The sequence below is a fragment of the Priestia sp. D3YE.R1 genome (genome assembly GCF_049199565.1).
In the GTDB taxonomy this organism is placed as follows: Bacteria; Bacillota; Bacilli; order Bacillales; family Bacillaceae_H; genus Priestia; species Priestia aryabhattai.
This window is the reverse complement of record NZ_JBLTHW010000001.1, coordinates 1,621,217-1,644,526: the sequence shown is the minus strand read 5'-3', so window position 1 is coordinate 1,644,526 and position 23,310 is coordinate 1,621,217. Positions and strand designations below refer to the sequence as shown.

At 38.5% G+C, this 23,310-nt stretch carries 26 protein-coding genes and 1 pseudogene; 9 read left to right on the top strand and 18 right to left on the bottom strand.

Annotated elements, in window-relative coordinates; translation table 11 throughout:
• Positions 1 to 73: 73 nt before the first annotated feature.
• Positions 74 to 1,261, top strand: a complete 1,188-nt coding sequence (locus ACOZIR_RS08845; protein WP_045293363.1) for a macrolide family glycosyltransferase — start codon at positions 74 to 76, stop codon at positions 1,259 to 1,261.
• Positions 1,262 to 1,294: 33 nt separating this feature from the next.
• Here ACOZIR_RS08845 and ACOZIR_RS08840 read toward each other — a convergent pair whose 3' ends face one another.
• Together ACOZIR_RS08840 and ACOZIR_RS08835 are read right to left on the bottom strand one after the other, a co-directional pair.
• Positions 1,295 to 1,792, bottom strand: coding sequence for a DUF6584 family protein (locus ACOZIR_RS08840; RefSeq protein WP_045293365.1), 498 nt, complete (start codon positions 1,790 to 1,792; stop codon positions 1,295 to 1,297).
• 180 nt (positions 1,793 to 1,972) lie between these two features.
• Positions 1,973 to 2,290, bottom strand: a complete 318-nt coding sequence (locus tag ACOZIR_RS08835; protein ID WP_028414413.1) for a hypothetical protein — start codon at positions 2,288 to 2,290, stop codon at positions 1,973 to 1,975.
• A gap of 208 nt (positions 2,291 to 2,498) precedes the next feature.
• Here ACOZIR_RS08835 and ACOZIR_RS08830 point away from each other — a divergent pair, with 208 nt between their 5' ends.
• Together ACOZIR_RS08830 and ACOZIR_RS08825 are read left to right on the top strand one after the other, a co-directional pair.
• A complete protein-coding gene (locus ACOZIR_RS08830) occupies positions 2,499 to 2,618 on the top strand; it encodes a DUF4023 domain-containing protein (RefSeq protein ID WP_080890201.1) in 120 nt (39 codons plus the stop codon).
• 173 nt (positions 2,619 to 2,791) lie between these two features.
• A pseudogene (locus ACOZIR_RS08825) lies at positions 2,792 to 3,832 on the top strand (alkene reductase); the annotation flags it as partial.
• Positions 3,833 to 4,064: 232 nt separating this feature from the next.
• Here ACOZIR_RS08825 and ACOZIR_RS08820 read toward each other — a convergent pair.
• From ACOZIR_RS08820 to ACOZIR_RS08805, 4 genes are all read right to left on the bottom strand, one after another.
• Complete coding sequence (locus tag ACOZIR_RS08820; protein ID WP_310877863.1) at positions 4,065 to 4,787, bottom strand: GDSL-type esterase/lipase family protein; 723 nt, start codon at positions 4,785 to 4,787, stop codon at positions 4,065 to 4,067.
• 244 nt (positions 4,788 to 5,031) lie between these two features.
• Positions 5,032 to 8,070, bottom strand: a complete 3,039-nt coding sequence (locus ACOZIR_RS08815) for an efflux RND transporter permease subunit (RefSeq protein WP_045293369.1) — start codon at positions 8,068 to 8,070, stop codon at positions 5,032 to 5,034.
• A gap of 122 nt (positions 8,071 to 8,192) precedes the next feature.
• On the bottom strand, positions 8,193 to 8,642 hold the full coding sequence (locus ACOZIR_RS08810; RefSeq protein WP_028414417.1) for a DUF6188 family protein: 450 nt from the start codon (positions 8,640 to 8,642) through the stop codon (positions 8,193 to 8,195).
• A gap of 33 nt (positions 8,643 to 8,675) precedes the next feature.
• Positions 8,676 to 9,251 carry a TetR/AcrR family transcriptional regulator gene (locus ACOZIR_RS08805; protein WP_045293373.1) on the bottom strand — a complete coding sequence of 192 codons (576 nt, stop codon included), beginning with the start codon at positions 9,249 to 9,251 and terminating at the stop codon, positions 8,676 to 8,678.
• 260 nt (positions 9,252 to 9,511) lie between these two features.
• On the opposite strand from ACOZIR_RS08805, the gene ACOZIR_RS08800 reads away from it, so the two are divergent.
• Positions 9,512 to 9,805 carry a DUF3817 domain-containing protein gene (locus tag ACOZIR_RS08800; RefSeq protein ID WP_013083888.1) on the top strand — a complete coding sequence of 98 codons (294 nt, stop codon included), beginning with the start codon at positions 9,512 to 9,514 and terminating at the stop codon, positions 9,803 to 9,805.
• A gap of 47 nt (positions 9,806 to 9,852) precedes the next feature.
• Here ACOZIR_RS08800 and ACOZIR_RS08795 read toward each other — a convergent pair whose 3' ends face one another.
• Complete coding sequence (locus ACOZIR_RS08795) at positions 9,853 to 10,227, bottom strand: DUF7674 family protein (protein ID WP_045293375.1); 375 nt, start codon at positions 10,225 to 10,227, stop codon at positions 9,853 to 9,855.
• Between the two features lie 75 nt (positions 10,228 to 10,302).
• A complete protein-coding gene (gene hutI / locus ACOZIR_RS08790) occupies positions 10,303 to 11,580 on the bottom strand; it encodes an imidazolonepropionase (protein WP_340141929.1) in 1,278 nt (425 codons plus the stop codon).
• 413 nt (positions 11,581 to 11,993) lie between these two features.
• On the opposite strand from hutI, the gene ACOZIR_RS08785 reads away from it, so the two are divergent.
• Complete coding sequence (locus tag ACOZIR_RS08785) at positions 11,994 to 12,257, top strand: hypothetical protein (protein ID WP_013057818.1); 264 nt, start codon at positions 11,994 to 11,996, stop codon at positions 12,255 to 12,257.
• Positions 12,258 to 12,291: 34 nt separating this feature from the next.
• Here the strand turns inward: ACOZIR_RS08785 and ACOZIR_RS08780 are convergent, their stop codons facing one another.
• The 3 genes from ACOZIR_RS08780 to ACOZIR_RS08770 all read right to left on the bottom strand — a co-directional run bounded on the left by ACOZIR_RS08780 (position 12,292) and on the right by ACOZIR_RS08770 (position 14,310).
• A complete protein-coding gene (locus ACOZIR_RS08780) occupies positions 12,292 to 13,119 on the bottom strand; it encodes an LCP family protein (RefSeq protein WP_340141928.1) in 828 nt (275 codons plus the stop codon).
• Positions 13,120 to 13,252: 133 nt separating this feature from the next.
• Positions 13,253 to 13,795 (bottom strand): GNAT family protein, encoded by a 543-nt coding sequence (locus ACOZIR_RS08775; protein ID WP_340141927.1) that lies wholly within the window; start codon positions 13,793 to 13,795, stop codon positions 13,253 to 13,255.
• Between the two features lie 101 nt (positions 13,796 to 13,896).
• On the bottom strand, positions 13,897 to 14,310 hold the full coding sequence (locus ACOZIR_RS08770; RefSeq protein WP_340141926.1) for a hypothetical protein: 414 nt from the start codon (positions 14,308 to 14,310) through the stop codon (positions 13,897 to 13,899).
• A gap of 181 nt (positions 14,311 to 14,491) precedes the next feature.
• Here ACOZIR_RS08770 and ACOZIR_RS08765 point away from each other — a divergent pair, with 181 nt between their 5' ends.
• Together ACOZIR_RS08765 and ACOZIR_RS08760 are read left to right on the top strand one after the other, a co-directional pair.
• Entirely contained in the window at positions 14,492 to 15,271 is a 780-nt protein-coding gene (locus tag ACOZIR_RS08765) for an undecaprenyl-diphosphate phosphatase (protein WP_025751115.1), read from the top strand.
• A gap of 1 nt (position 15,272) precedes the next feature.
• A complete protein-coding gene (locus ACOZIR_RS08760) occupies positions 15,273 to 15,611 on the top strand; it encodes a hypothetical protein (protein WP_028414424.1) in 339 nt (112 codons plus the stop codon).
• A gap of 29 nt (positions 15,612 to 15,640) precedes the next feature.
• Here the strand turns inward: ACOZIR_RS08760 and qoxD are convergent, their stop codons facing one another.
• The 6 genes from qoxD to ACOZIR_RS08730 form a co-directional block, all read right to left on the bottom strand.
• The gene (qoxD, locus tag ACOZIR_RS08755) at positions 15,641 to 15,949 is read right to left on the bottom strand and encodes a cytochrome aa3 quinol oxidase subunit IV (protein WP_013057824.1); all 309 of its coding nucleotides are present in this window, start codon (positions 15,947 to 15,949) and stop codon (positions 15,641 to 15,643) included.
• Positions 15,950 to 15,952: 3 nt separating this feature from the next.
• Positions 15,953 to 16,561, bottom strand: coding sequence for a cytochrome aa3 quinol oxidase subunit III (qoxC, locus tag ACOZIR_RS08750; RefSeq protein ID WP_013057825.1), 609 nt, complete (start codon positions 16,559 to 16,561; stop codon positions 15,953 to 15,955).
• Complete coding sequence (qoxB, locus tag ACOZIR_RS08745; RefSeq protein ID WP_013083896.1) at positions 16,561 to 18,504, bottom strand: cytochrome aa3 quinol oxidase subunit I; 1,944 nt, start codon at positions 18,502 to 18,504, stop codon at positions 16,561 to 16,563. The genes qoxC and qoxB overlap by 1 nt, the downstream gene beginning before the upstream one ends.
• Positions 18,505 to 18,550: 46 nt before the next feature.
• Complete coding sequence (qoxA, locus tag ACOZIR_RS08740) at positions 18,551 to 19,504, bottom strand: cytochrome aa3 quinol oxidase subunit II (protein WP_013057827.1); 954 nt, start codon at positions 19,502 to 19,504, stop codon at positions 18,551 to 18,553.
• Positions 19,505 to 20,071: 567 nt separating this feature from the next.
• A complete protein-coding gene (locus tag ACOZIR_RS08735) occupies positions 20,072 to 20,650 on the bottom strand; it encodes a hypothetical protein (protein ID WP_013057828.1) in 579 nt (192 codons plus the stop codon).
• A gap of 307 nt (positions 20,651 to 20,957) precedes the next feature.
• Positions 20,958 to 21,305, bottom strand: coding sequence for a rhodanese sulfurtransferase (locus ACOZIR_RS08730; protein ID WP_033580561.1), 348 nt, complete (start codon positions 21,303 to 21,305; stop codon positions 20,958 to 20,960).
• A 371-nt stretch (positions 21,306 to 21,676) separates the two neighbouring features.
• On the opposite strand from ACOZIR_RS08730, the gene ACOZIR_RS08725 reads away from it, so the two are divergent.
• Positions 21,677 to 22,141 carry a hypothetical protein gene (locus ACOZIR_RS08725; RefSeq protein WP_340141925.1) on the top strand — a complete coding sequence of 155 codons (465 nt, stop codon included), beginning with the start codon at positions 21,677 to 21,679 and terminating at the stop codon, positions 22,139 to 22,141.
• A gap of 57 nt (positions 22,142 to 22,198) precedes the next feature.
• Here ACOZIR_RS08725 and ACOZIR_RS08720 read toward each other — a convergent pair whose 3' ends face one another.
• Positions 22,199 to 22,351 carry a hypothetical protein gene (locus ACOZIR_RS08720; protein WP_169746675.1) on the bottom strand — a complete coding sequence of 51 codons (153 nt, stop codon included), beginning with the start codon at positions 22,349 to 22,351 and terminating at the stop codon, positions 22,199 to 22,201.
• A 505-nt stretch (positions 22,352 to 22,856) separates the two neighbouring features.
• Between ACOZIR_RS08720 and ACOZIR_RS08715 the strand changes: the two genes are divergently transcribed.
• Positions 22,857 to 23,288 (top strand): PAS domain-containing protein, encoded by a 432-nt coding sequence (locus tag ACOZIR_RS08715; RefSeq protein ID WP_045293392.1) that lies wholly within the window; start codon positions 22,857 to 22,859, stop codon positions 23,286 to 23,288.
• Positions 23,289 to 23,310: the final 22 nt, after the last annotated feature.

Below are 23,310 nucleotides of genomic sequence, written 5' to 3'. Positions count from 1 at the left end.
TAACCAAATTAGTTGTCAACTTCCTTATATTTGATTACGCTTGAAGAAATCTTACTGAAAGTGAAGTGAAAAAATGGCAAACATTTTAATGACCAACTTTCCCGCTGAAGGTCACGTAAACCCAACGCTTGGAATGGTAAAAGCTTTTTCAGACCGAGGTGATACGGTTCATTATATTACGGCCGAGCGTTTTCAAGAGCGTCTTCAAAACGCCGGGGCTATCGTACACACTCAACCAGACTTATTAAGCGGTGTATCCATCAAGCCTGAAACTCCTCAAGGAATCAACGCTTTTTTAAACATCCACATCCAAACCTCTTTAGATACGCTGAAGCTTGTTCATACATTATCAAAAAAAATTGACTTTGACTTTGTGTTTTACGACAAGTTTGGAGCAGGCGAATTAGTGCGTGATTATTTACGAATCCCTGGCATTGTATCATCTGCTTCTTTTTTAATGCCGAAAGAACGCTTAGCAATGATGCCTCTGCATCCGGATTCAGGCGTTCCATTTAAACCTGACGAAAAAGCTCAGTACGGGCTCAGCTTGCTAAAAAATCAGTTTGGCGTAGAACCTAAAAACCTGCTTCAATTCATGAACAATGAAGGTGGATTAACGGTCGTATATACAAGCCGCTTTTTTCAGCCGCTTCATGAACATTTTGATGACTCCTGTTTATTTATTGGGCCAAGCTTTCCAAAGCGTCACAGCTCTCATGATTTTCCGTTGGAAAAATTGAAAGACGAGAAAGTTCTTTATATTTCAATGGGAACGGTACTTCATGACGTAGAAGGCTTTTTCAACCTTTGCATCGACGCATTTAGCGATTTTGATGGAAAAGTTGTGATTGCAGCAGGAGACCGGGCCGATTTTAAAAGAATTAAAAAAGCACCAGAGCATTTTATTATTTTGCCCTATGTTCCTCAGCTTGACGTGTTAAAAGAAGCGGACGTTTTTATCACGCACGGGGGCATGAACAGCGTAAACGAAGCTATTCATTTTAACGTACCGTTAGTCGTTTTACCTCATGGCAAAGATCAGCCGGTCGTTGCTCAAAGACTCGTGGAACTAAACGCTGGTTATCGCTTAGCAAAAGAAACGGTAAATGCCTCTCTTTTAAGAAGGGCCGTTGACGAAGTTGTCAGTGAAGATTCTTATAAAAAAGGGATTAAAGAAATTAACGCAAGTTTTCAAGAGGCATCTGGCCCGGCTGCAGCAGCCGAACAAATTGTCAATTACGTAGTGAAGCAACATTCCTAAAGAAAAGGTGCACATATGTGCACCTTTTCCTCATTAAAAAACCCATGTACAAACGGTATATACGCCAATGATTAGAAAACTGACGACTGTAAGAAAAATCAACGCACATCCAGCTACAATAAGCTTATCCCCTATCGTTTCTTCCTCCGGCGGTTCAAACAATTTTTCTATGACCGTACGCTGAGTTTGTGAGAGCATTTCTTGAATACGTAAATCGTGAATTTGCTCTTTATCTCCTTTGAATTTTAATGCTCTTGCAATTATAGCTGGATTATCACCGCACTCCTTTTCAAAGAGCAGACAAGCGCGAGTCATTTCCACTGTTTTTTCTTTTTCTAAATACCAGTAGCGCCCTGCCATTTGAAGATCTTGAAGACGATAATAAATATCTCCGAGTTCTTTTCGCAAAGTCATCTCATTTGGATACGTAACGAGCAAACCGTGCAGGCGGTCTCTCACTTTTCCTAAGTTTCCTTGTTCAATGTCTCGCTGAATATTTTGCCTTGTTTTTTTGGAAACTACATCCCCCATGCGCCTCTCCTTTTTTATCTTTTATACTTATCTTACTAAGCGGAAAGAGAAAAAGCTGAAGAATAGAGGCGTTTCTTAAGCTCTACATACGATATGCCCTGCTTTTTCATCGTCTTGTATGTTCAAAAGCAAGAGATTTATAGTTTGCGAAAGCATGTTAACCAAGCTATTCAAAAACACTTATGAATACAAATCCATATGACTAAAATAATCAAAAATATGATGTAAATCTGTAATCTTTATGCTATGAGTGCTGTAAGCAACAATTATTTCAGCCAGCATGAGAACGAATAAAATGGCCAATAGCACCTTAACAAGCGGAAATTGTCGGAACTGAGGAGAAAAAAGCAGCTTACTGACTGTATACAAAAACAGCAGGATAAAGTAGATCATCATGGCATTTGTCGCCTGAAGGGGCACATTCCATACAAATATGTACACGCTGAATGTCAAAATTAAAATAAACGACATTTCTTTCCCGCTAAAAAAATCACTCATTGCGTAACACCTTTTCTTGTTCATGAATGAATAAGAAATTATAAACTCACGAAACATTAACATTATTTTTACAACAGTATACACGATTTTCCTGTTGATTTCTATATACCGATATATATATGGAGCTGCTTTTAGCAGATTGGCGTCATGTTTTTGCATGGAATGGGTTATAGTAACAGGGAAAGCTCATAAAGGAGGTTTAGATACTATGGAAAACACAAATGAATTTGTACAAAAGCTGAACGATAATCAAGAAAAGCAGCGTAAAAATAAGCAGGGGCAAGCTACTGGACATCCTGAGAAAAAACTTCCTACTAAACAGCATTAATGGTGTAAAAGTTGGCTGTAAAGACAGCCGGCTTTTTTTGTGGGCATTTTTCGGAAGTCGAAATGTTTGAAGATAAAACAAATCCCCTGTTACAATAAACTGAACCTGCTGCACAAACGTTCGCAGCTATACTTTCCTCTTAAGGAGCTGAATATAAAATGAGTAAATTTGAAAAATTATTCCAACCAACAAACATTGAAGCATTTAATTTACACACTCGTACAGCAATGGCACCGATGACAAGATGCTTTGCTGATCCAGAGACGGGCGTAGTCGGTCAAGACGTTGTAGACTACTACCGTCGCCGCGCAAAGGATGGTATTGGCTTAATTATTAGTGAAGGAATTGTTATCAGCGAACGCGCAAAAGGAAATCCTGGCGTTCCGGGTATCTATACACAGGAACAAATTGATTCATGGAAGCCTGTAACAGAAGCCGTTCATGAAGAAGGCGGCACGATTATCGCTCAAATTTGGCACGTTGGCCGCTTGAGTCATTCCGGGTTAATCAATGGGCATAAGCCTCAGGCCCCTTCCGCTATTGCAGCGCAAGGTCAAGTGCCTCGTTTCCGCAAGCCATACGAAGAGCCTGAAGAAATGTCAAAAGAAGATATTAAAGAAGTTGTAGGACAGTACGCTCAAGCAGCTAAAAATGCCATTGAAGCAGGCTTTGACGGCGTTGAAATTCACGGTGCTCACGGATATTTAATCGATCAGTTTAATTCGGACTGGTCTAATAAACGCACTGATGAATATGGAGGCGACCTTGCACAGCGATTAACGTTCATGAAAGAAGTGATTTCTTCTGTTATTGAGGCGATTGGAAAAGAGCGCGTTGTGATTCGCTTCTCTCCTCATAAGCTTGATAAACCAGACTATCGCTGGGATGATACGGAAAAAGCCATTCAGACGTATACAGAAGCATTTAAAGAAACAGGAATTGAGATCATTCACCCATCTATGCTTGATTTTTACGAAGATGTCCAAAACGGCCAAAACCTTTATGAAATTACGCGTAAGTACTGGGATGGACCGATTATCGGCGTGGGTGATTTAACGCCTGAATCAGCTGAAAAAGCGCTTCAAGCCGGCTGGATCGACGTAGCTGCTATTGGCCGCCCGCTAATTTCAAATCCTGATTATTTACAGCGCATCAAAAGCGGAGATTCTCTTGTAGAATACGATGCTAAAAAACATTTACCAGAGCTTATCTAAAAAAAGCTGAAATAAAAATATTTTAGCCCAAATGAAAAACGAACCGCTGATCAGCATGTTTAATCAGTGGTTCGTTTTTTTGTTGTGGTGAATATAGTTTCATCTGTTTTGTTCCTTCTAGCGGCCACCCTCGGAAAGCGAAGCCTTGTACGGAAATCAACTGCAGTGTCACAAGGGGTTCAGCTCTTGTATCTCATTTGTTTGTCTTTAGGTTAGATTCATTAACCTCTTTTTATTTATTAACGTATGACTGAACTTCTTGTCTCCAAATAGCATAGCCTTGGCCTTTTAAATGAAGACCATCCACCGTGAAATTACTTTTTAACTGATTATGTGTAGATACTTTCGAATACAGGTCAATGTAAGAATCATTGTGTTTCTTAGCTAGACGCTCTAAATAGTTATTTAATGCAATCACATCTTTATTGTCCACTGCGTCGCCGCATTTTTTATTGTTCACGGGCAGTACACTTTGAATATAGACTTTTGTATTCGGTGATTCTTTATGAATACGTTCAAGAATTTCAGCGTAATTGGCTTTGGTTTTTTTTACAGATTTTTGCTCGTTTAAATCGTTAATGCCAATCATTAAGAAAATCTTTTTTGGCTTAGCATCTGTAATACTTTTTAGGCGATGCAATACCCCTTCGGTTGTATCATCGGCTACACCTCGATTGACAATTTGCTTATTATGAAAAAGTTCGCTCCATTCAGAGCGCTGGGTAATGCTATCACCGAGAAATACGATTGACTTTTTAGGAATACTTAATTGCTTGAACAAGGTTGTCCGTTCAATGTAATAAGGATTATCTCTATAGCTTTGCTTAGATGAATTCTTAGATGACAGCGGATTTTTCATCGCGCTGCTGCTTGTTGCATAAAAGGCAAAAACACCTATGAAAAGGACATTTAAAATAATGGAACTGATAAATACAACTTTCTTTGTTGAACTCACGAAAACGACACTCCTGTACTTTGTATGTTTTTTAGATAACTCTACGATGATATAGTAAAGCTTCCTGTTAACACTCTTTCCCTCCATACAAGACATTTAATCATTTTTTGTAAATAATGATTTTACATAAAAAGAAGCGGCGCTCGAAAGCGCCGCTTCTTTTTCTATAATATAAGGGGTTAAAACGTACGTTTATTATAACATATAGTCTATGGTCATATTTTCCTCTATTAGAAAATAGTTCTTATGTCGTTTCTTTTTCCAGCTGTTTTTCTCTTTTTACTTGTCTTGCGAAGAAGAGTTCGTATACAACTGGAATAATAATTAAGGTAAGAAGAGTAGATGACGTAAGCCCTCCAATTACCGTGATCGCTAAGCCTTTTGAAATCAGCGTTCCGCTTGACGTAGTAAGCGCCAGCGGGATTAATGCAGCAATGGTAGCAAACGCTGTCATTAAAATTGGACGCAAGCGCGTTTTCCCAGCTTCAATAAGGGCTTCACGGATCGTCATGCCTTTTTGTTCACGATTTTGGGTAATTCGATCTACAAGCACAATCGCGTTTGTTGTAACAATTCCAATCAGCATTAAGAATCCAATCATGACGCTGACAGACAGCGGTTCTTTTGCAATGACAAGGCCAACTAACGAACCGATTGGCACAAAAATGAGTGACGATAAAATGATAAATGGAATACGCGCTTTTCCAAACGTAACGAGCATTGTTAAATACACAAGGCCGATTGCTGTTAAAATGGCTAGACCTAGAGATTGGAAGACTTCTACTGTCTCGTCGCTTCCGCCTCCTCCATCCAAGCTCACATCTTTCGGCAAGTCTAGCTTTTTCACTCCGTCTATAACATCTTTGGTCACAGCTTGAACATCATCGCCTTTGATGTCTGCTTCTACTCGCGCAAATACTTTGCCGTCGAGCTTCTGAATAGAAGTGAACGTATCAATTGTACGAACGTCAGCGATATCTTTTACTAACACAGGCCCTCTCTCTGTAAACACTTGCAGGTCTTTAATTTCTTTTACTGAGGCAAGGTCTTTATCGTACGAAAGCTGAACCGCTCGTTTTGTATTATCTAATTTTAAGTCTCCGACGGATACCGGTTTGGTTTGATCAGAGATCGTACCAAGCAGCTGAAATCCAGATACCCCGTACTCTGCGGCTTTATCAGGATCTACTTCTACTACAAGCTGCTTTTGCTTATCTGAGAAGTTATTTGTTACATATTTAAGACGTTTGTCTTTGTTTAAGTGGTTTTCCACTTGCTTAGCTGCCTTTTGCAAGTCATCTAAATTAGAAGAATATAAATCAACCGTCACGTTATTATTTGTAGGCGGCCCTCCTGTTGAGGCTTCTTGTACATTCACCGTTGCTTTTGGTGATTCCTCTTTCGTGATGCTTTCCATTTTCTTTTGAACTTTATCAATAAACGTATCGACATTCACGCCTTCTTTTACATTCAAGAAATAGCCAACTTGGTTCGGGCGTTTTACACCTGTTGAAAAGTCGCGTGATCCAACTTCCGTGGTCACGTCTGAAATTTCGTTTTGGTTTGCAAACATCTTTTCAATTTTCAAGGATACACCGTTTGTTTTTTCAAGGGATGTAGATGCCGGTAATTGAACGTTGGCTTGAAGCATTTTTTGTTCTTCATTTGGAATAAAGGTAAAGCCAAGTGAAGGAACAAGCGCAAATGAGCCAAACAGTAAAACAAAGGATAAAATTAAAATTTTGATTTTATGATTAAGTGACCATGCAATCGCTTTTGCATACGCGCGCTGCAGCTTTCCTTCTTTTTCTTCAGGCGGTACTTTTTTAAATGCAAACTTTGCGAGAATCGGCACGATTGTAATCGCTACAAGAAGAGATGCTAACAGTGAAAAAACAACTGTTAAGGCAAACGGCAAGAAGAACTCTCCTGTAATTCCTCCTACAAAGCCAATTGGCAAGAATACGACAACCGTTGTAATCGTAGACGAAGTAATCGCTTTTAAAATCTCTTTTGTGGACGATTCCACAAGTTCATTGCTCATGCCTTCTTCTGAACGACGAACGCGTCTGAAAATGTTTTCAATAACAACAATACTGTCATCCACTACGCGCCCAACGGCTACAGCCATTCCACCTAGTGTCATAATGTTAAGGGAAATATCAAGCTGGTTTAAGAAAATAGCTGATACTAACAGCGATAATGGAATCGATATAATCGCAATGATCGTAGCACGGAAGTTACGCAAGAAAATCAGCACGGCGAGTGACGCAAATAATGCCCCGAGCAATCCTTCGCGTACTAATGTTTCAACAGACTTTTCAATGCCTTCAGCTGAGTCAAAGCCAATTGCGTAGTCTAAATGATCGTCATATTTTTTCAAAATTTGCATCGTTTCGTTGGCCACTTCAACCGTATTAGCATCTTGCTTTTTTGTGATGGCCATCGACAGCGCGTCTTTGCCGTCGTAGCGCGTATATTCTCCCTGTTCTGTTACGGCTTCGACTTTGGCAATATCACCAAGTTTCACAGGCTTTGCTTCAGGATTCATCTTGGATTTCAGCTGGATTTTCTTTAATGCATCGATCGTGGCAACTTTTTCTTCTACTCGCACTGGAATTTGAAGCTCTTTTCCGTTTAATGTTCCTGCTGGGAATGAAACAGCTTTTTGATTAATTTGTTCTTTCATCCCATCGAGCGTTAAGCCAGCTTGAGCTGCTTTTTCTTTATCGATCGTAATTTGTAAAAGGTCCTTTTTCACACCCCCAACTGAGACGGAGTTAATGCCTTGAATTTTATTCAATTCAGGAATCACTTCATCGTTTAATACTTTTTCAAGATTTGCATCATCTTTTGCAAACAGTGAAATGTTGAAAATCGGGAAGGAACCAAATGAAAAACGATTTACGTCTACATTTGATGACTCTGGTAAATCTAATTCTTTTATCGACGAGTTAATTTGCTGTTCAACTTTATCTAAATCCGTATTAAACGGGAATTCTAAATTAATAATACCGACGTTTTCATACGATACGCTTTGTACGCTTTTAACGCCTTCAATTCCTTTCACTTGATCTTCGATTTTTGACGTGACGCTTTCATTTACGTCATCAGGAGAAGCCCCAGGATACGTTGCTTCAATGGACAGCTGCGGAAATTCGATATTCGGCAGTAAATCAATTTTTAGTTTTGAAAATGAATATAGCCCCGCTAAAATAAGTAAAAATGAAACGATAAACACAGCTACCGCATTTTTCAAACTAAATCTCGTCAAAAAATTCATCTTTTTCCTCCGTTACGTAACTAAGTTATTTGAGAAGCCTTTATCCTTTAATAGCTGCAGACCCGCTTTATTTTTATTTAACAATTTTAGAGTACCCACGGGTCAGTTTTTAACAAAAAAACTCACCTCCTTTCATGTGCTGATGAACTGTCTATACAAACTGAAATTTGATGATCGCACGCTCCCCCTGGAAGCGAGATAAAGGAAAAGCCGTCTTGACCATATAAATCCCAACCTTCAAAAAACGAACTGTCATGAAACATATCTAGTGCATACCCATTAGAAAACGCAATTCGAAGTATACCGATATCTTCATACCACTGTATAGAGAGAATGCGCTGGCCAAGCAGCAGCGCTTCGACTTGCTGACGCTGCTCGGCAGAATGCAGCGATTTCCAGTCTGCTTGACCAAGCAAGATGCTGCGTTTGTTTTTTAGTCTCCATGGACATTCTGCCACAAGTCCGCCCTTACTAAATCCAAGAGAAAACGGCAGGGTATTGTCTGTGTTCACCTTAGTAACGGTTTGTTCTTGAAAATATGAAAAATTAATTACTGTGCTGCTGTTATTCATCATATCCCTCCATTATCAACCAGTACCGACGAGTCATTTTTGGGTCTCAAAACAGCAGCCTTCAATGTATAAGTTCACAATGAACTCCGCATAGTTCATGATATCTTCTTCTGTTATATCATCATCGGAAACGATATCCATCCTATACCCATTTAACATGCTGCAAAACGCTTTTGAGTGTAAAAAAGCGTTTTTTATTTTTTGCTCTTCAATCAATTTAGCAACAAGGCCGTGATAATCCTCAAAAAATTGATGAAGACGACCCATCATTTCTGGCATTTGGTGAGGGGCTTGCCAAAAAGAGTCCGGATATTTTTTAGTTTCGTAAAAAAAGAGCAGGTGATGCTTCGCAACTGAATACAGCTTTTCGTGAAACGTTTGGCATTCATCCGTTCTTCGCTTTGCATGATACAAAAACTCATCAAACGAACGATTGTTCACAGCGATATAAAGCGACTCTTTAGACGAAAAGTACAAGTAAAGCGTTCCTTTAGATACACCCGCTAGTTTAGCAATATCAATCATTTTTGCTTCATAGTAACCTTTGGATCCGAACACTTCAAAAGCAGCATCTAAAATTTTCTCCCGCTGCTGTTTTCGGTTTGTCATGGTAAAAAATCCTCTCATACGTTTTCGATACTATACATATAAAATAATTAAAATAACTTGTCAACAAGTAGTGTGCTCTTTTATCCATTGCATCACAAGAGTATGTCAGTTTTTTAAACAAAATACTTCTATAGAGCAAATTAAAGCGTTTTCGACTTTTTTGTGACAGATACAAATGATGCTTGTATATGAAGAGCTTGCTATGGTACATTTTTGTCATCGATACAGAAATTTATTCCGTCGTTACGGGAGGAGAAAACATGGTTCTTACATCACCAATCGGTCGCCTGCGCTTAGTAGGGATTTTAGAAGGAATTTCATTTTTACTGCTGCTGGGCATTGCTATGCCGCTAAAATATGCAGCAGGCATACCCGAAGCTGTATCAGTTGTAGGCGCAGCACACGGTGCACTTTTTGTGCTGTATGCTCTTGCGGTCGTTCATGTAAAATTCGCGCATAAATGGTCAATCGGCCGCTCTTTATTTGCATTTCTTATGTCGGTTATTCCGTTTGGTCCTTTCATTTTAGAGCGCCAGCTAAAAAAAGAACAGTAAAAGAAAAGAACGTCACGGACATCATGTTTCCATGACGTTCTTTTTCCTTACTGTTCCGCACTGTTTTCACTAAAGTGGTCAATCGTTTTCCACCACTTCAGTGAGTGGGGTTTTAATAACATTCCAATTTCTTCTGGACTAATTTGCTGATCTATAATCATTTCATGCATTGCTTGAAAGAGTCCCGTTGTAACAGCTTCTTTCACATCAGATTCACCTTCTATATACAGCTGTTCAATCGCTTCAAACACGTCCGGCTCACGTTCGAGCTGGCCGTTATATTCAAGAGAGATCAAATGACCCGCTACTCGGCTTAATTCATGCTGCAGCTCTTCTTTATCGTTGAAGTCGATTTCTTCGCTTGGCTCAAAAGATGGGCAAGCTTCTTTTAGTAATGGAATAACATTTTGTTTTGTAATCATATCTAGATTCCCTGCCTTTGCATGTGTGACAAATTCTCTATTCTTTACCCTTTCCTCTTTTTCTATAAACTTGTTTTACAAAACTTTACCGTTTTCTACAACTACTTCTCCTTTTTTCACTACGCTATCAATATGATTTAAGCCATACTGATACTGAAGCGTTCGATAACTAGAGACATTAAAAATCGCTAAGTCAGCCTGTTTTCCGGCTTCAATACTCCCAATCTTATCTCCTTGATTAATAGCATGAGCTGCGTTAATAGTTGTGGCTACAAGCACTTCTTCAGGACTCATGTTCATATTCATACATGCCAGGTTCATCACAAATTGCTGTGAAGTCGTTGGAGATGAACCTGGATTGCAGTCTGTAGAAAGAGTAACCGGAACGCCTAAATCGATCATTTTTCTAGCATCTGGCCACTTCATTCCAACAAATAAGGAATTCCCCGGTAAAAGTGTGGCTACGATCCGTTTTTCAGCCAGTTTCTTTAATCCTTCATCAGAAGCATACAAAAGATAATCTGCTGATATCGCTCCTACCTCTGCTGCGAGCTCTGCTCCTCTGCAGTATTCAAAGGGGTCGGCATGTATTTTAGGAAGCATGCCATGGCTTTTCCCGGCTTCGAGTATTTCTTGACATTGTTGGAATGAAAAAGCATTTGGAAGACATACAGCATCATTAAATGCTGCGAGCTTATAAGAAGAAATTTGAGGAATCATTTCGTGAATAAGTAAATTGACGTATTTCTGCGTATCTCTTTTATATGCTAAAGGTACGACGTGTGCTCCTAAAAAGGTGCTTATGACATCAACTACGTGTGTATCATTCAGCATTTTAGCGATTTGCAGCTGCTTCAGTTCTGTTTCTAGTTCTAAGCCATATCCGCTTTTCACTTCTATAGTTGTGACTCCGTGAGCTAGAAAAGACGTAAGACGCTCATAGCTCTGCTGATAAATTCGATACGCATACTCTTCCTGTGTTTGAACGACAGTGGAGTGAATACCTCCCCCTTCTTCTAATAAATCCAAGTAAGAAGTTGGTCTTTCAAACCGCCTATAAAATTCTTCTTCACGAGAGCCAGCGTACACAGCGTGTGTATGAGGATCAATCAGACCCGGAGTTACAATTTTGTGAGAAGCATCAATAATCGTTGCATCATTTCTTTTCCTTTCATATTTTTGTTCTAGCTCTTTTGTTGTACCTACGGTCACAATTTGATCTCCTTCTATCCAGACTGAGCCATTTTCAATCACCGTCAAGTTTCTCATTTCTTTTCCAGCTAAAGGACCTTTATTTTCTTTGGCCGTTACAACTTGCGAAGCATTTTTAATCCATAGCGCTTTTTTGGACATCGTTGAATTTCCCCCTTTTCTAGCGTGTACCACGTTTTGGGGCTCCATGTTTACCGTAAACTCATTTAGATTCACCTACACATTTCGCACCTCTGCCTTCTTTCTTGTAGGTAGAAATTCGAAAAAGCATGTCCATGGTCTGAAAAGCGTGTTTTTAAGTCTTTAAAGCTAGATAACTTATATTTTTTTCAATTATATACGCTTTTAGACCCCCTTTTTCTCCGTTTTCTTACTTATTGACTTTTGTTTTATACAGATATATCCTTATATACTAAATCTTTTATCACATGTATTTTATAAACATCACGGCGAGGTCCCCTCAATAGGATAAATAATAGATTTCTAGGAAGAGAACGTTTATAATATTCTTTGAAGTTTTACTTTTAGAAAGATTCACTAATGGAGGAAGAAATATGATTGTCAACTATAAAAACCAAGCAACCGGCCATCGCATGAATAACGGCTGGAATCTTTTCTATGCGTCAAACTTAACGATGTGGCGCAAAGATGAAAAGTATTTGCTTTTAGATGAAAACCAAGATGTAGTGATGATCTTTGGCTTTAAAAAAGACGAAATCATTCTAGATAAATTGCAAACGTGGGGCTATACATTTGGTGTCCATCCAGAGAAAAAACAAATTTCCTGCTTGCAGCGTCAAGAAGAAATTGGTGAATAAAAAGAGGGCTGAAAAAATTCAGCCCTCTTTTTTATTAATGGGTTTGTTGAAACATAGCGCTCAGCTGCTTTTTTTCAGATGGTTTTACAACATAATACCATGTACCATCTACCATTTGTCCTTCTCCTTTTACCGTTACCGTTTCGAAATCAGGCCGTCCATTCTTAATGACGTTATACATCGTAAATGCATCGCTGACATCAATATTCGTTTGGATATGCTTTTTTGCGAGCGTGAGAAGACTTGGGATATTTTTCACCGTTGACATGTTCATTCCTTTATCTAATAGAGCTTCCACCACTTGACGCTGGCGATTGTTTCTTCCTAAATCACCTTTTGGGTCTTCATGTCTCATCCGTACATAGGCAAGAGCTTTTTCACCGTTCAACGCATTTTCTCCTTCAGGAAAGATAAATGAATCAAAGACAAAAGGAAACGGGTTATTCACGTTCACGCCGCCAAGTTCATCGACTACATCTTTGAACCCCTCCATATTTACTTTCACATAGTAGTCAACGTCAATATTTAAAAAATTCTCAACCGTGCGCACGGTTAAAGGAATGCCTCCGTATCGATAAGCATGGTTAATTTTCTCATCCGTCCCTTTTCCATCAATGTGCACGCGCGTATCTCTAGGGATCGGCATAACCTTTGCTTTATTATGGCTTTTATCTAAATTGACCACCGTTAATACATCTGAGCGGCCCGTATCGCCTGGCCTTTCATCTACGCCCATAACGAGTACATTAAACGAATGAGGCTGCTCTTTAGCAGATGTTTGATGCTGATAGACAATTCCAAACCCAGCGGTTCCTAAAAGCAACATACATGCCGCTAAGACGCCTACTTTGTATTTTTTCATTCATACGGCCTCCTTTACACATCACTTACTCTCTATATGCCTTAATGAATGAAAATTTATACCTTCTTGAGGAAATTTAAGCACACGTCAAAAAAGCCCGCTTGTTGGGAAGCTGGCTTTTCACTAGTAGATGTTAGCTTGATTTTTGATGCACATCACGCTGTGCCCATTCACTTTCTAGCATACTCATTTCAATTAAGCTCCAGTACTGTCCATCTACAAGCCGGACATCTCGAAGAAGGCCTTCGCGTGTAAAGCCAATTCGTTCATAAGACTGAATCGCCCGCTCGTTAAAATCAAAGACGCCGAGCGAAATTCGGTGAAGGCCCAGTTCTTCAAAACCGAAAGCTAACACTTTTTCAAACATGTGCGAGCAAAACCCTTTTCCTCTATACTTTTCACCAAGCAGCACTCGGCCAATTCTTCCTGTTTTATGATAATAATCAATATGAGCCAGGGAAATATGCCCAATAAGCTGTTCATTGTCATCTATGACAGAAAAAGCATAGGTAGAGGCACCATCTTCATTTGCATATCGAATGTAGTGTTTTAACTGTCTAGGAGTAAGCGGAAAAGAGAAGCTAGAGCCGCTCCATTGCACCATAAATGACTCGGAGGGAATCCACTCCATTAGCTGTTTAAAGTCTTTTTTGGAGAACGGTCGTAGAGCTATCACATAATTCTCCCCCTTATTATTTCTGACTTTTCTAAATATATTACATTCATCATAATAAACTGTCAACTGTCTATGTAAAAAAAAGCCATCATTTCGATGACTTATAGCTGTAATGCTTTTCTGAGAAGAGTTAAATCATGAGTAAATTCAAAAAAATAGGTTCTATTTTCATTGTCAAATACCATCATGATTGGTTTTTGGTTCGGTTCAAGAACAAAAATAACTTCACTTGCCAGCGTGTTGACCGCACTATTTTCAATTTTCACGGCTGGATCAAGAGGTACTTTAACAAGATAGCCTTTTTTAGGAAGCGGACTTGCCTTTTTATATAAACCAGTAATGGACGCAATACTTTTTTCGGCTTCTTTTTGAACATTTGGAGGTTTGGGCGTTGACCGAACAACTTTGCCCGTTTCAATTTGAAATACTTCTACTTTTGGCTGTTCGGCGCTTACTGCCTGCGGAAAAATAAAAGCAGCGAATACGACGCATACAGCAACCCATTTTCGTATCATTTTAAGCACCTCTTTCCGTAGTGGATGAGATGGAGATAAGAATGGTCGTCTCTTCTTATACTATGACCTATTTATATATATTTATTTCATCAAATGAATCCCTGCACTGCCATGTTTTTGTCATGTTCTCAGAACTTCCTCTATACACTACTAATAAGGACACGCTGTATGAGGTGATAAGATGTCGTGGTTTGAAGCATTTATTTTGGGAATCATTCAGGGGCTTACAGAGTTTTTACCGATAAGCAGCACGGGGCATTTGTATTTAGGGCGCCACTTATTTGGCTTAGACGATGCAGGATTGTATTTAGATACGATGCTGCATATGGGCACTCTGCTTGCTGTGTTTGTCTTTTATAAGCGTGAGCTATGGCATATTATTCGGCATCCCTTTAGCAAGCTTACAGGGCTTTTAGTGATAGGAACGATCCCTGCAGTTGCGATTGGTCTTTTGTTCAAAGACTACTTTGACAGCATTTCTAAATCTGGCTTAACAATCGGCTGGGAATTTCTTGCGACGGGACTGCTGTTATGGTTTGGTGATTCCGTAAAAAATGGCTATAAAAAAATGGATCATATTTCATACGGAGATGCTTTTTTTATCGGCTCGTTTCAAGCAGCTGCGATATTTCCTGCTGTATCCAGGTCTGGCTTAACGATGGTAGCTGCGTTAATGCGAAAATTAGACCGTGAAACAGCCGCTTATTTTTCCTTTTTATTGTCGACTCCAGCCATTTGCGGAGCAGTGTTACTTCAGTTAAAAGATGTAGTCACAGGTGAAGTCGAGCAGCTCTCCGTTTTCTTTTTATTCGTCGCTACCCTTTCATCTGCTTTATTCGGTTATGTAGCGGTAAAATGGATGATCAATTATTTAAAGCATCATTCGTTAAAAACGTTTGCGATTTACGTTTGGATATTAGGTGCAGTCGTGCTTGTTTGTCAGTTTACGGGGGTGTTTTAAGATGAAGATAAAAGTCCGGACGCTTTTTTTAGTATTGTTTTTTGCCGGCATTTTAGTCGTAACAAGCTATGTTGATAACAATTCCCAGCAGTCGTTTGACAGCTTATCTCACCTTTCACTTGATGGAGGAGCTGTTGAAACCTCTGCTGATGAAGACGCTGCGGAACAATTAAATATGTCGGTCAAAGAAGTTCATGTTAAAACAGAAAAAAGAGGCGGATACCGAATTGAAGTATACGAACAAGTAAATGTTTATAGAGATGATAAAGGAAAAGTAGTAAAAAAAGTGGCTACGGGAGAATATCAAACGTTGAAATATAAACTGAATGAAAAAAAATAAACCACTTACCGAAGTAAGTGGTTTTATTTTTAATGGTTAAAGTGAGCTGCAAGAATCCACAGTGTACCAACAACGATACAAAGTGCAATAAAGAAACTGTAAAGAATATTTGCAACCTGTACTTTACCATTTTCACTTTCAGTCATGTGCATGAACATTACTAGCTGCATTGCTGCTTGTAATAACGCTAGGATCATGATAAGAGTCATCGTAATGCTTCTTGATAGATCAGCTAGCACTACTAAACCAAGCGCTGCGAATGTTAAGGCTAGTGAAAGGATAAGCCCAAATACATGACTAAGCGGAAAACCTGCTTTTTGGCCTTGTTTATTTTCCATGTCTTATCCCACCAATCCGTTCAAGTATACAAGCGTGAAGATGAAGATCCATACAACATCAAGGAAATGCCAGTATAAACCGATAATAAATACTTTACGAGCAGTAACTGGTGTTAATCCTCGTCTTACTAATTGAATAATAATACTGATTGCCCAGAATACACCGACTGTTACGTGAAGACCGTGCGTTCCAAGTAGTGTAAAGAACCCTGATAAGAAGGCACTTGTTTGCATTGTTGCACCTTCGTGAACTGCGTACATGTAAAACTCACGAATTTCGTAGAAAAGGAATCCTCCACCAAGAACAAGTGTAATAACAAACCAAACTAAAAGTCCTTTTAAATCATTATTACGCATTTTAAAGATGGCAATTCCCATCGTGAAACTACTGAATAGTAGTAACAGCGTTTCGATCATAAAATCTTTAACAACGAACAGTTCTTCTGCAGTAGGGCCACCCGCTGTACGCGTATGGTACGTTAAGTACGTTACGAACAGCGTAGAGAACAACGCGATCTCGGCACCTAAGAAAATCCAGAATCCAAGGATATTCAGGCGACTTTGTTCTTCTTGGTATTCTAACGGCAATGATTTATCTAAATGTCCTGCCATTATTTGTCACCCCCTGTAATTCCTTCAACCTTCTTGATTTCATCTACTTTTACATAGAAGCCCGGATCATAATCAAATGAACGAGCAAGCATACAAGCAAAAATACCTGCTAATCCAACGATTGCCATTGGAATCCATTCAAATACTAAGCCAAATCCACCGATAAACCAGAAAATACCTGAGATAAACGGTACACCAGAGTTGCTTGGTAAGTGAATTGGTTTTAAGTCTTCTGCTTTAATTTCTGTTTCATTACGTTTTTTCATGTGCCAGAATGCATCCATTTCTTTCACATGAGGAATTACTGCAAAGTTGTAAGCTTGAACTGGTGATTTAGTCCACCACTCAAGTGTACGACCATCCCAAGGATCGTTTGCAGTGTCGCGTTTGTTTTTCCATGCACTGTATAATAAGTTAACTACTAATACGAAGAAGCCAAGACCCATTAAGAATGCACCGATTGTTGAAACTAAGTTTAGTCCATTCCAGCCAAGGTTGTCTGCATAAGTTTGCATACGACGAGTCATACCGTCTAAACCTAGGAAGAATTGTGGGAAGAAACATACGTTAAATCCAACAACAAAAATCCAGAATGAAATTTTTCCTAATTTTTCGTTCAGCGTATGACCGAAAATTTTCGGATACCAGAAGTATAAACCTGCGAAACAGCCAAACACTGTACCAGAAATTAATACATAGTGGAAGTGAGCGATTAGGAAGTAACTGTTATGATATTGATAATCGGCTGATGCCATCGCAAGCATAACCCCTGTTACCCCACCGATTACGAAGTTTGGAATAAACGCTAATGACCAAAGCATCGCAGTCGTAAATTTGATACGGCCTTTATACATTGTAAAGAGCCAGTTAAAGATTTTAACTCCGGTTGGTACGGCAATTAACATCGTTGTGATTGAGAAGAACGAGTTAACTGACGGTGAGTTACCCATTGTAAAGAAGTGATGCACCCATACAAGGTAACTTAAGAACGCGATACCGACCATTGATACTACCATTGCTTTATAACCGAATAAGTTCTTACGAGAATGTGTACTGATAACTTCTGAGAAGACACCGAATACCGGTAAAATAACGATATATACTTCAGGGTGACCCCAAATCCAGAATAAGTTAGCCCACATCATTGGAAGACCGCCGTTAGCCATTGTAAAGAAGGCTGTTCCGAATACACGGTCAAGTGTCATAAGTGCAAGCGCTACTGTTAATACAGGGAACGCGAAAATGATAATAATTGATGTGATGAAGATTGACCAAGTAAACATTGGCATTTTCATCATTGTCATGCCAGGGGCACGCATTTTTAAAATTGTTACAAAGAAGTTGATACCAGTCATTAATGTACCGGCACCAGCAATCTGTAGTGAAACGGCATAGAAGTTATTTCCGATACCCTCACTGAATTCTTTACCTGCAAGCGGGAAGTAACTTGTCCAACCTGCATCAGGAGCTCCTCCAATTACGAAAGAAAGGTTAAATAGCATTGCTCCCATAAAGAATGTCCAGAAACTAATTGCGTTTAAGAACGGATATGCTACGTCACGCGCACCAATTTGTAATGGAACGATTACGTTCATTAGTCCGATAATAAATGGCATTGCCATGAATAAGATCATGATAACACCGTGAGCCGTGAAGACTCCGTTGTAGTGATGTTCATCTAAAATGTTCATACCCGGGAATGCAAGCTGCATACGCATCATGATTCCATCGATTCCGCCGCGGAAAAGCATTAATACAGCTGAAAGGATGTACATGACACCGAGTCTTTTATGGTCAACTGTTGTTAACCATTCTGTCCATAACCATTTCCATTTCTTGAAATATGTTAAGACAAAAACGATACCGATGACCGTCATAGCGATTGCTGCGTCAGCAGCGTAAATCATAGGTTCGCCAGTGACGAAAAATTCATCTAGCTTCATTATGTCTTCCCCCAATCATTACGTTATTTAGTGTAATAAATGAATGTTATTCATGATTTGAGTGATCCATGTTTTCCATTTCTTCATTACTCGTTTTTTCGTCTTCTTTCATCTTGCTGTGATCATGTCCTGTACCACGTTCTAGCTCTTTGCCAGGAATGTATACATCTTTTGCATGGTCAATCCATTTTAAATGTGTACCGTTGTAAGTTTGACGACCAACAACGCCTGGGCTTAGGATTTGATCATATTTCTTTTCAGTCAATTTACCAGCTGTGCCTTTTACATCACTAACCCACTCTTTGAAGTCTTTGTCCGTTTGAGCTTGAACTTCGAACTGCATTTGAGTGAAATGTTCACCTGAGAAGTTAGCACTACGTCCCATATAAGAACCAGGCTTATCAGCTTCTAAGTATAATGGCATTGACATGTTGTTCATCGAATATTTTTGTCCGCCAAGTTCTGGTACCCAGAATGAGTTCATAGGTCCTTGAGCCGTTAACTCAAATTTCACTGGCGTATCTGCTGGAATGTTTACGTAGTTAACCGTCTCGATATTTTGTTCCGGATAGCTGAAAATCCATTTCCAGTTTGCAGATGTAACGTGAATCACGATTGGATCTTTATCCTTTGATTCTGCCGGTACTTCTTCTGCAGAGTAGATCGCTTTAACAGTTGGCACTGCTAATAGAATTAAGATGATGATTGGGAATGCTGTCCAAATAACCTCCATCTTTAAGTTACCTTCTTGCTCAGGTGGCTCATAGTCCATGTTTTCAGGTTTTTCACGATATTTGACAAGAACAAATATAAAAATAGCAAATACGACAACAACCACGATCAACATCATCCACATAGACCAAATGATTAAATCAGATTGCGTTTTTGCAACAGGACCTTGCGGGTTCAATACAGCAAGTTTTGAACAACCGCTCAAAAATACTAGTGAAAGCGCAGATAGTAAACCTACTAGCTTCCAAAATCCTTTTTTTGGTTTCACTTAAAACTCTCCTTTCTAACAACACATGATGCGAAGCCTATATTGATGAACATTCAAAATGCGCTATCTTTCGCTAGATAACGACATTTTTATACAGACTCTCTTCCCCCTTATTTGTAGGCCACTACTATTGTAATACAAAATGACATTTTTTTCGTCCCTTTTGCTTTATTTTTTTATATTAAAAATATTCTAATATAGTGACTGTACCAATGGGGTTAGAGTGCTTCAACCTTGCGATATTCTATCACATAATTTGGTATGAATAAATGTAAATAAAAGGATTCAGCTCCCATTTCTTAACTATTTCTTTAGGAATAACTGCAAAATTAGCTTTGCATGTTTGCTTCAACATTGATATATCAATACACATCGACATAATTGAATATTTTGTGACAAATTTTCAAAGAAAATGTGACGTCCTGTATGAAACTTATTTTGCCCGTTAATTCCCCTTTATTTTGTAGCAAATATTTGATTTTTTTGCTTAAAATTCTTTCTTTCGAAAATATGAACAAAACGTGAATTTTTCAAGAAAGCGTTTTACAATAGAAAAAAAGCTGCGTATTATTCACGCAGCTCTTGATCCATAAATTCTTTAACCGTGATATCATCCCCTGCTTTATCTAGCAGCGTTGTCGTTGCTGGAAACGGATGTTTAATATGACTCGGTATTTTTTCATACAGCACAAAATAATCACTTTTTGGAACCGCGGCATCAATTGTATATGTATCGTGCACCAAAGCCGCCTTTACTCGCTCAATTTGTTTACTTCTATTTGTCCCTGTAAACAGCGCATACGTCCCTTTATTTGTATGGATATCATCATAATCCACTAAATTGCTCATTTTGGTACTGACTTCAATACGCAGGCGTTTGTTCCATCCTTGCTTCAATACGGCCATTCCTTCTTTATCACCAGGTATGGAGAATAAGGCTATGTATGTATTAGAATGATCAACCCGTTTAAAATCTTGCAGCGTAATCCTTGCAGAACCATCAATACTTTCTTTATGCTCCCAATTTCGCAAATGCTGCTGCACACTTGCAGCATTGTTTTCAATCGGATATCGAATCATCTCATATGCAACAATTACAACCGCTATACAAATGAACAGAAATAGCAACCGCTTTATCTTTCGCACATCTATTCACCTTCCTTAGCTTACTCCCCTTTTATGTAATTGCCTAAATTATAACTTCCTATTAAACCTCTGTCTATGCACTAGGAGAACTACGTTGTTTTTTACCACAAAAGGGATTTTTCAAACCTTTTGTCATAAAAATACGCTAAAAGACTCAGTAGCTGTTGAACCAAAAGAAACCGATCCCTGCTTCCCTTCTTAATCCTTAAAGCAAAAAAAGATACCCATTTTGAAATGAGTATCGCTTAGCTTATCTATCATAGCCTTCTATATCAAAGTCGTTTAACGCTTATTTGTCGTGTTTTTATTATACACATCTTTCCGCACACATGTATCCTTTGACCTGATATCCATGTTTTTTTAGCTGCCGAATGCTTAAATTTCGGGAAATGCTGTCAGGAACAATTACGACCACTTCTTTATATGGAATTTCCTCATGCTGTCTCTCTAAATAAGGAAGCGGAATATGGATTGCTTTTTGACAGGGGTTTTGTTTCATTTCATGAAAATGACGAACATCTACATACGAAATCGTTGTAGAAGCACAGTCGACGGTCGTCACTTTCTTTATTCCTTGCACCGGCACATAGCGTTTATAAAAACTGTAACAAATTAATAAAAGTAAAATACCTATGCTCATATATAGTATCGCCATGTTTTCCTCCCAACTAATTTCTATACCCCTGTATGTATACTATATTTAAAAGAAAGAATCAACACAGAAGTACTCTATCTCATTTCTCTCTGCAAGAAAAATGGTCTTTTTACACTTTATTATGAAACCACAATAAAGTGACGAAATCAATCATTATTTATTTTGACTTTTCGAAAGATTTAAATACTAGTAAACAGATCGTTTTTTCTTATTATAATGAAGAAACGCAGAATTTTTATTCTCCTTTCCCGTTAAAACTGAGGTTCGCTTATGAGTAATACATTAGAACCAATGTTGCAAGAACCTCAGAAAAATGATTCTAAAAATGAAGGATGCGAGATAGGATAGTATGAACATGTGAAGGGAGAGATATGATGTTTGATTTGTACTATGTTGTATCGTTTACAGATCAAGGTGTGGTAGCAGGCACCTGCCCTATCTATATAAGTCCCGAAGAAGACGTTGAAAAAGAACTGTTAAAAAATATCACTTTGCATAAACAAAGGCTGCAGTCAAAAAAAGAAAAGATTTTTTATTTTGACCAGGATAAAGAGGACATGACAGATGTATCCGATCACTATGCACACATCCTTAGATTTACTAACAACGACAGCCAAATTGCAAAATGGCTGGAAGAAGCACATGAAAAGCTGTGCAAAACCGGTGAACTTTCTGTGGAGAACGGTTATTTTCAAAGCGCTTTTATGCAATATATTAATCAAAAAAACAATGTTTTAGAAAATTACTCGTACGAAGTTTGTGAGAAATCGGTAAAATTCGTATACCAACCGAGAGATTATATTGTGATTGGCTCAGAAAAATACGAGTTAACTTAAAAATGCGATATACACAAAAAAGGAAAGCTTCGGAGACGAAAGCTTTCCTTTTTTAGATTAATCTCCATCAAGGTTTGCGCGACAATTATTATGAGACAAAGAGGTACTTTGTGCTTCATGCTGTTTTTTCTCCTCCTGCATTGTCATATCTTCTTTTTCGGTGCTCCCTTTAGCGATATGTTTAGTTTTCTTTCCTTGGTTTAATATCATGTTCATTCCCCTCTCTGGTGGATATAGTGTATGAAAATAACCCACACGCCATAAGAGGAAATGATATGAAAAAGCCCCTCTTAAATTGAATGAGCTTTCTGCCTAAAACTGCTTTTCCTTTTATTGCTGAATCCGCATGAAAGGATATTCTCTATTTTAAATGTTCGTTTCTCGTTCCTTAGTAAGCACCAAGCTTTTACGCTCTGAGGATAAATTTTATACACAATAATAAATCGCTGTGTCAAACATCCTTTATCGTCCATATAAATAATTTCAACAGGTCGTTTTGAAGAGTAGCTTTCTTGAAGTAGCTGTCGCATAGAATTCGCTCCTTTAATTTTCAGTTTATCGAACATATGTTCTTTTTTTCAAGTGTTTTAAACTGAACAATTCTGTAGCTTTTGCAGCTTAAAACGGAGAAAAGAGTAGGGAAAATGATAAAAATCATACAAATATTAGGTAATTGTGATATGGTAAAAGAGATTACTTAAGTTGGGAGAGGTGCATGATGGAAAGTAACATACTTAAATGGATCCCCGTTCCTTACTTTCAATTAAATCAAGAAGGTGAAATTCTTCATTTTTCTAGTCAAGCACATTCTTATTTTTCTTCAGTCTCCAGTCTGTGGAGCATTATTCATAAAGACGACCGGAAACAAGCAATGTGGATGCTGTCACAGCACTCTTCATCTAACCCCGTCATCAGGCATTTGCGTTTGAGAACGAGCAATGATACATTTATGAATTTTAAATGCACGATTCATTGGAAAAATAATGTAGGGCATTTAGTATGCACCGAAAAGAAAAATGTCAAGGATCCATTAGATGTTGTATTATCTGCTCAATCCTATTTAGAAAACTCGGACAAACGATTAAAAGAGTCAGACAAGGTATTAAATAATTCAGCAGATTTATTATTTAATCGATTAAAACGATAACCAAATGAACATGGTTTGCACT

Bases quoted from the DNA above. Each gene is read 5' to 3' on its own strand.
- ACOZIR_RS08760 (WP_028414424.1), top strand. From the start codon at position 15,273: ATGAAGATAAAAGTCCGGACGCTTTTTTTAGTATTGTTTTTTGCCGGC.
- qoxB (WP_013083896.1), bottom strand. From the start codon at position 18,504: ATGAAGCTAGATGAATTTTTCGTCACTGGCGAACCTATGATTTACGCT.
- ACOZIR_RS08805 (WP_045293373.1), bottom strand. From the start codon at position 9,251: ATGACAAACCGAAAACAGCAGCGGGAGAAAATTTTAGATGCTGCTTTT.
- ACOZIR_RS08715 (WP_045293392.1), top strand. From the start codon at position 22,857: ATGATGGAAAGTAACATACTTAAATGGATCCCCGTTCCTTACTTTCAA.
- ACOZIR_RS08810 (WP_028414417.1), bottom strand. From the start codon at position 8,642: ATGAATAACAGCAGCACAGTAATTAATTTTTCATATTTTCAAGAACAA.
- ACOZIR_RS08765 (WP_025751115.1), top strand. From the start codon at position 14,492: ATGTCGTGGTTTGAAGCATTTATTTTGGGAATCATTCAGGGGCTTACA.
- qoxC (WP_013057825.1), bottom strand. From the start codon at position 16,561: ATGGCAGGACATTTAGATAAATCATTGCCGTTAGAATACCAAGAAGAA.
- ACOZIR_RS08795 (WP_045293375.1), bottom strand. From the start codon at position 10,227: ATGATTACAAAACAAAATGTTATTCCATTACTAAAAGAAGCTTGCCCA.
- ACOZIR_RS08780 (WP_340141928.1), bottom strand. From the start codon at position 13,119: ATGAAAAAATACAAAGTAGGCGTCTTAGCGGCATGTATGTTGCTTTTA.
- ACOZIR_RS08845 (WP_045293363.1), top strand. From the start codon at position 74: ATGGCAAACATTTTAATGACCAACTTTCCCGCTGAAGGTCACGTAAAC.
- ACOZIR_RS08720 (WP_169746675.1), bottom strand. From the start codon at position 22,351: ATGATATTAAACCAAGGAAAGAAAACTAAACATATCGCTAAAGGGAGC.
- ACOZIR_RS08840 (WP_045293365.1), bottom strand. From the start codon at position 1,792: ATGGGGGATGTAGTTTCCAAAAAAACAAGGCAAAATATTCAGCGAGAC.
- ACOZIR_RS08815 (WP_045293369.1), bottom strand. From the start codon at position 8,070: ATGAATTTTTTGACGAGATTTAGTTTGAAAAATGCGGTAGCTGTGTTT.
- hutI (WP_340141929.1), bottom strand. From the start codon at position 11,580: ATGTCCAAAAAAGCGCTATGGATTAAAAATGCTTCGCAAGTTGTAACG.
- ACOZIR_RS08770 (WP_340141926.1), bottom strand. From the start codon at position 14,310: ATGATACGAAAATGGGTTGCTGTATGCGTCGTATTCGCTGCTTTTATT.
- ACOZIR_RS08835 (WP_028414413.1), bottom strand. From the start codon at position 2,290: ATGAGTGATTTTTTTAGCGGGAAAGAAATGTCGTTTATTTTAATTTTG.
- ACOZIR_RS08730 (WP_033580561.1), bottom strand. From the start codon at position 21,305: ATGGCGATACTATATATGAGCATAGGTATTTTACTTTTATTAATTTGT.
- ACOZIR_RS08725 (WP_340141925.1), top strand. From the start codon at position 21,677: ATGATGTTTGATTTGTACTATGTTGTATCGTTTACAGATCAAGGTGTG.
- ACOZIR_RS08830 (WP_080890201.1), top strand. From the start codon at position 2,499: ATGGAAAACACAAATGAATTTGTACAAAAGCTGAACGATAATCAAGAA.
- ACOZIR_RS08785 (WP_013057818.1), top strand. From the start codon at position 11,994: ATGATTGTCAACTATAAAAACCAAGCAACCGGCCATCGCATGAATAAC.
- qoxD (WP_013057824.1), bottom strand. From the start codon at position 15,949: ATGGAAAATAAACAAGGCCAAAAAGCAGGTTTTCCGCTTAGTCATGTA.
- ACOZIR_RS08800 (WP_013083888.1), top strand. From the start codon at position 9,512: ATGGTTCTTACATCACCAATCGGTCGCCTGCGCTTAGTAGGGATTTTA.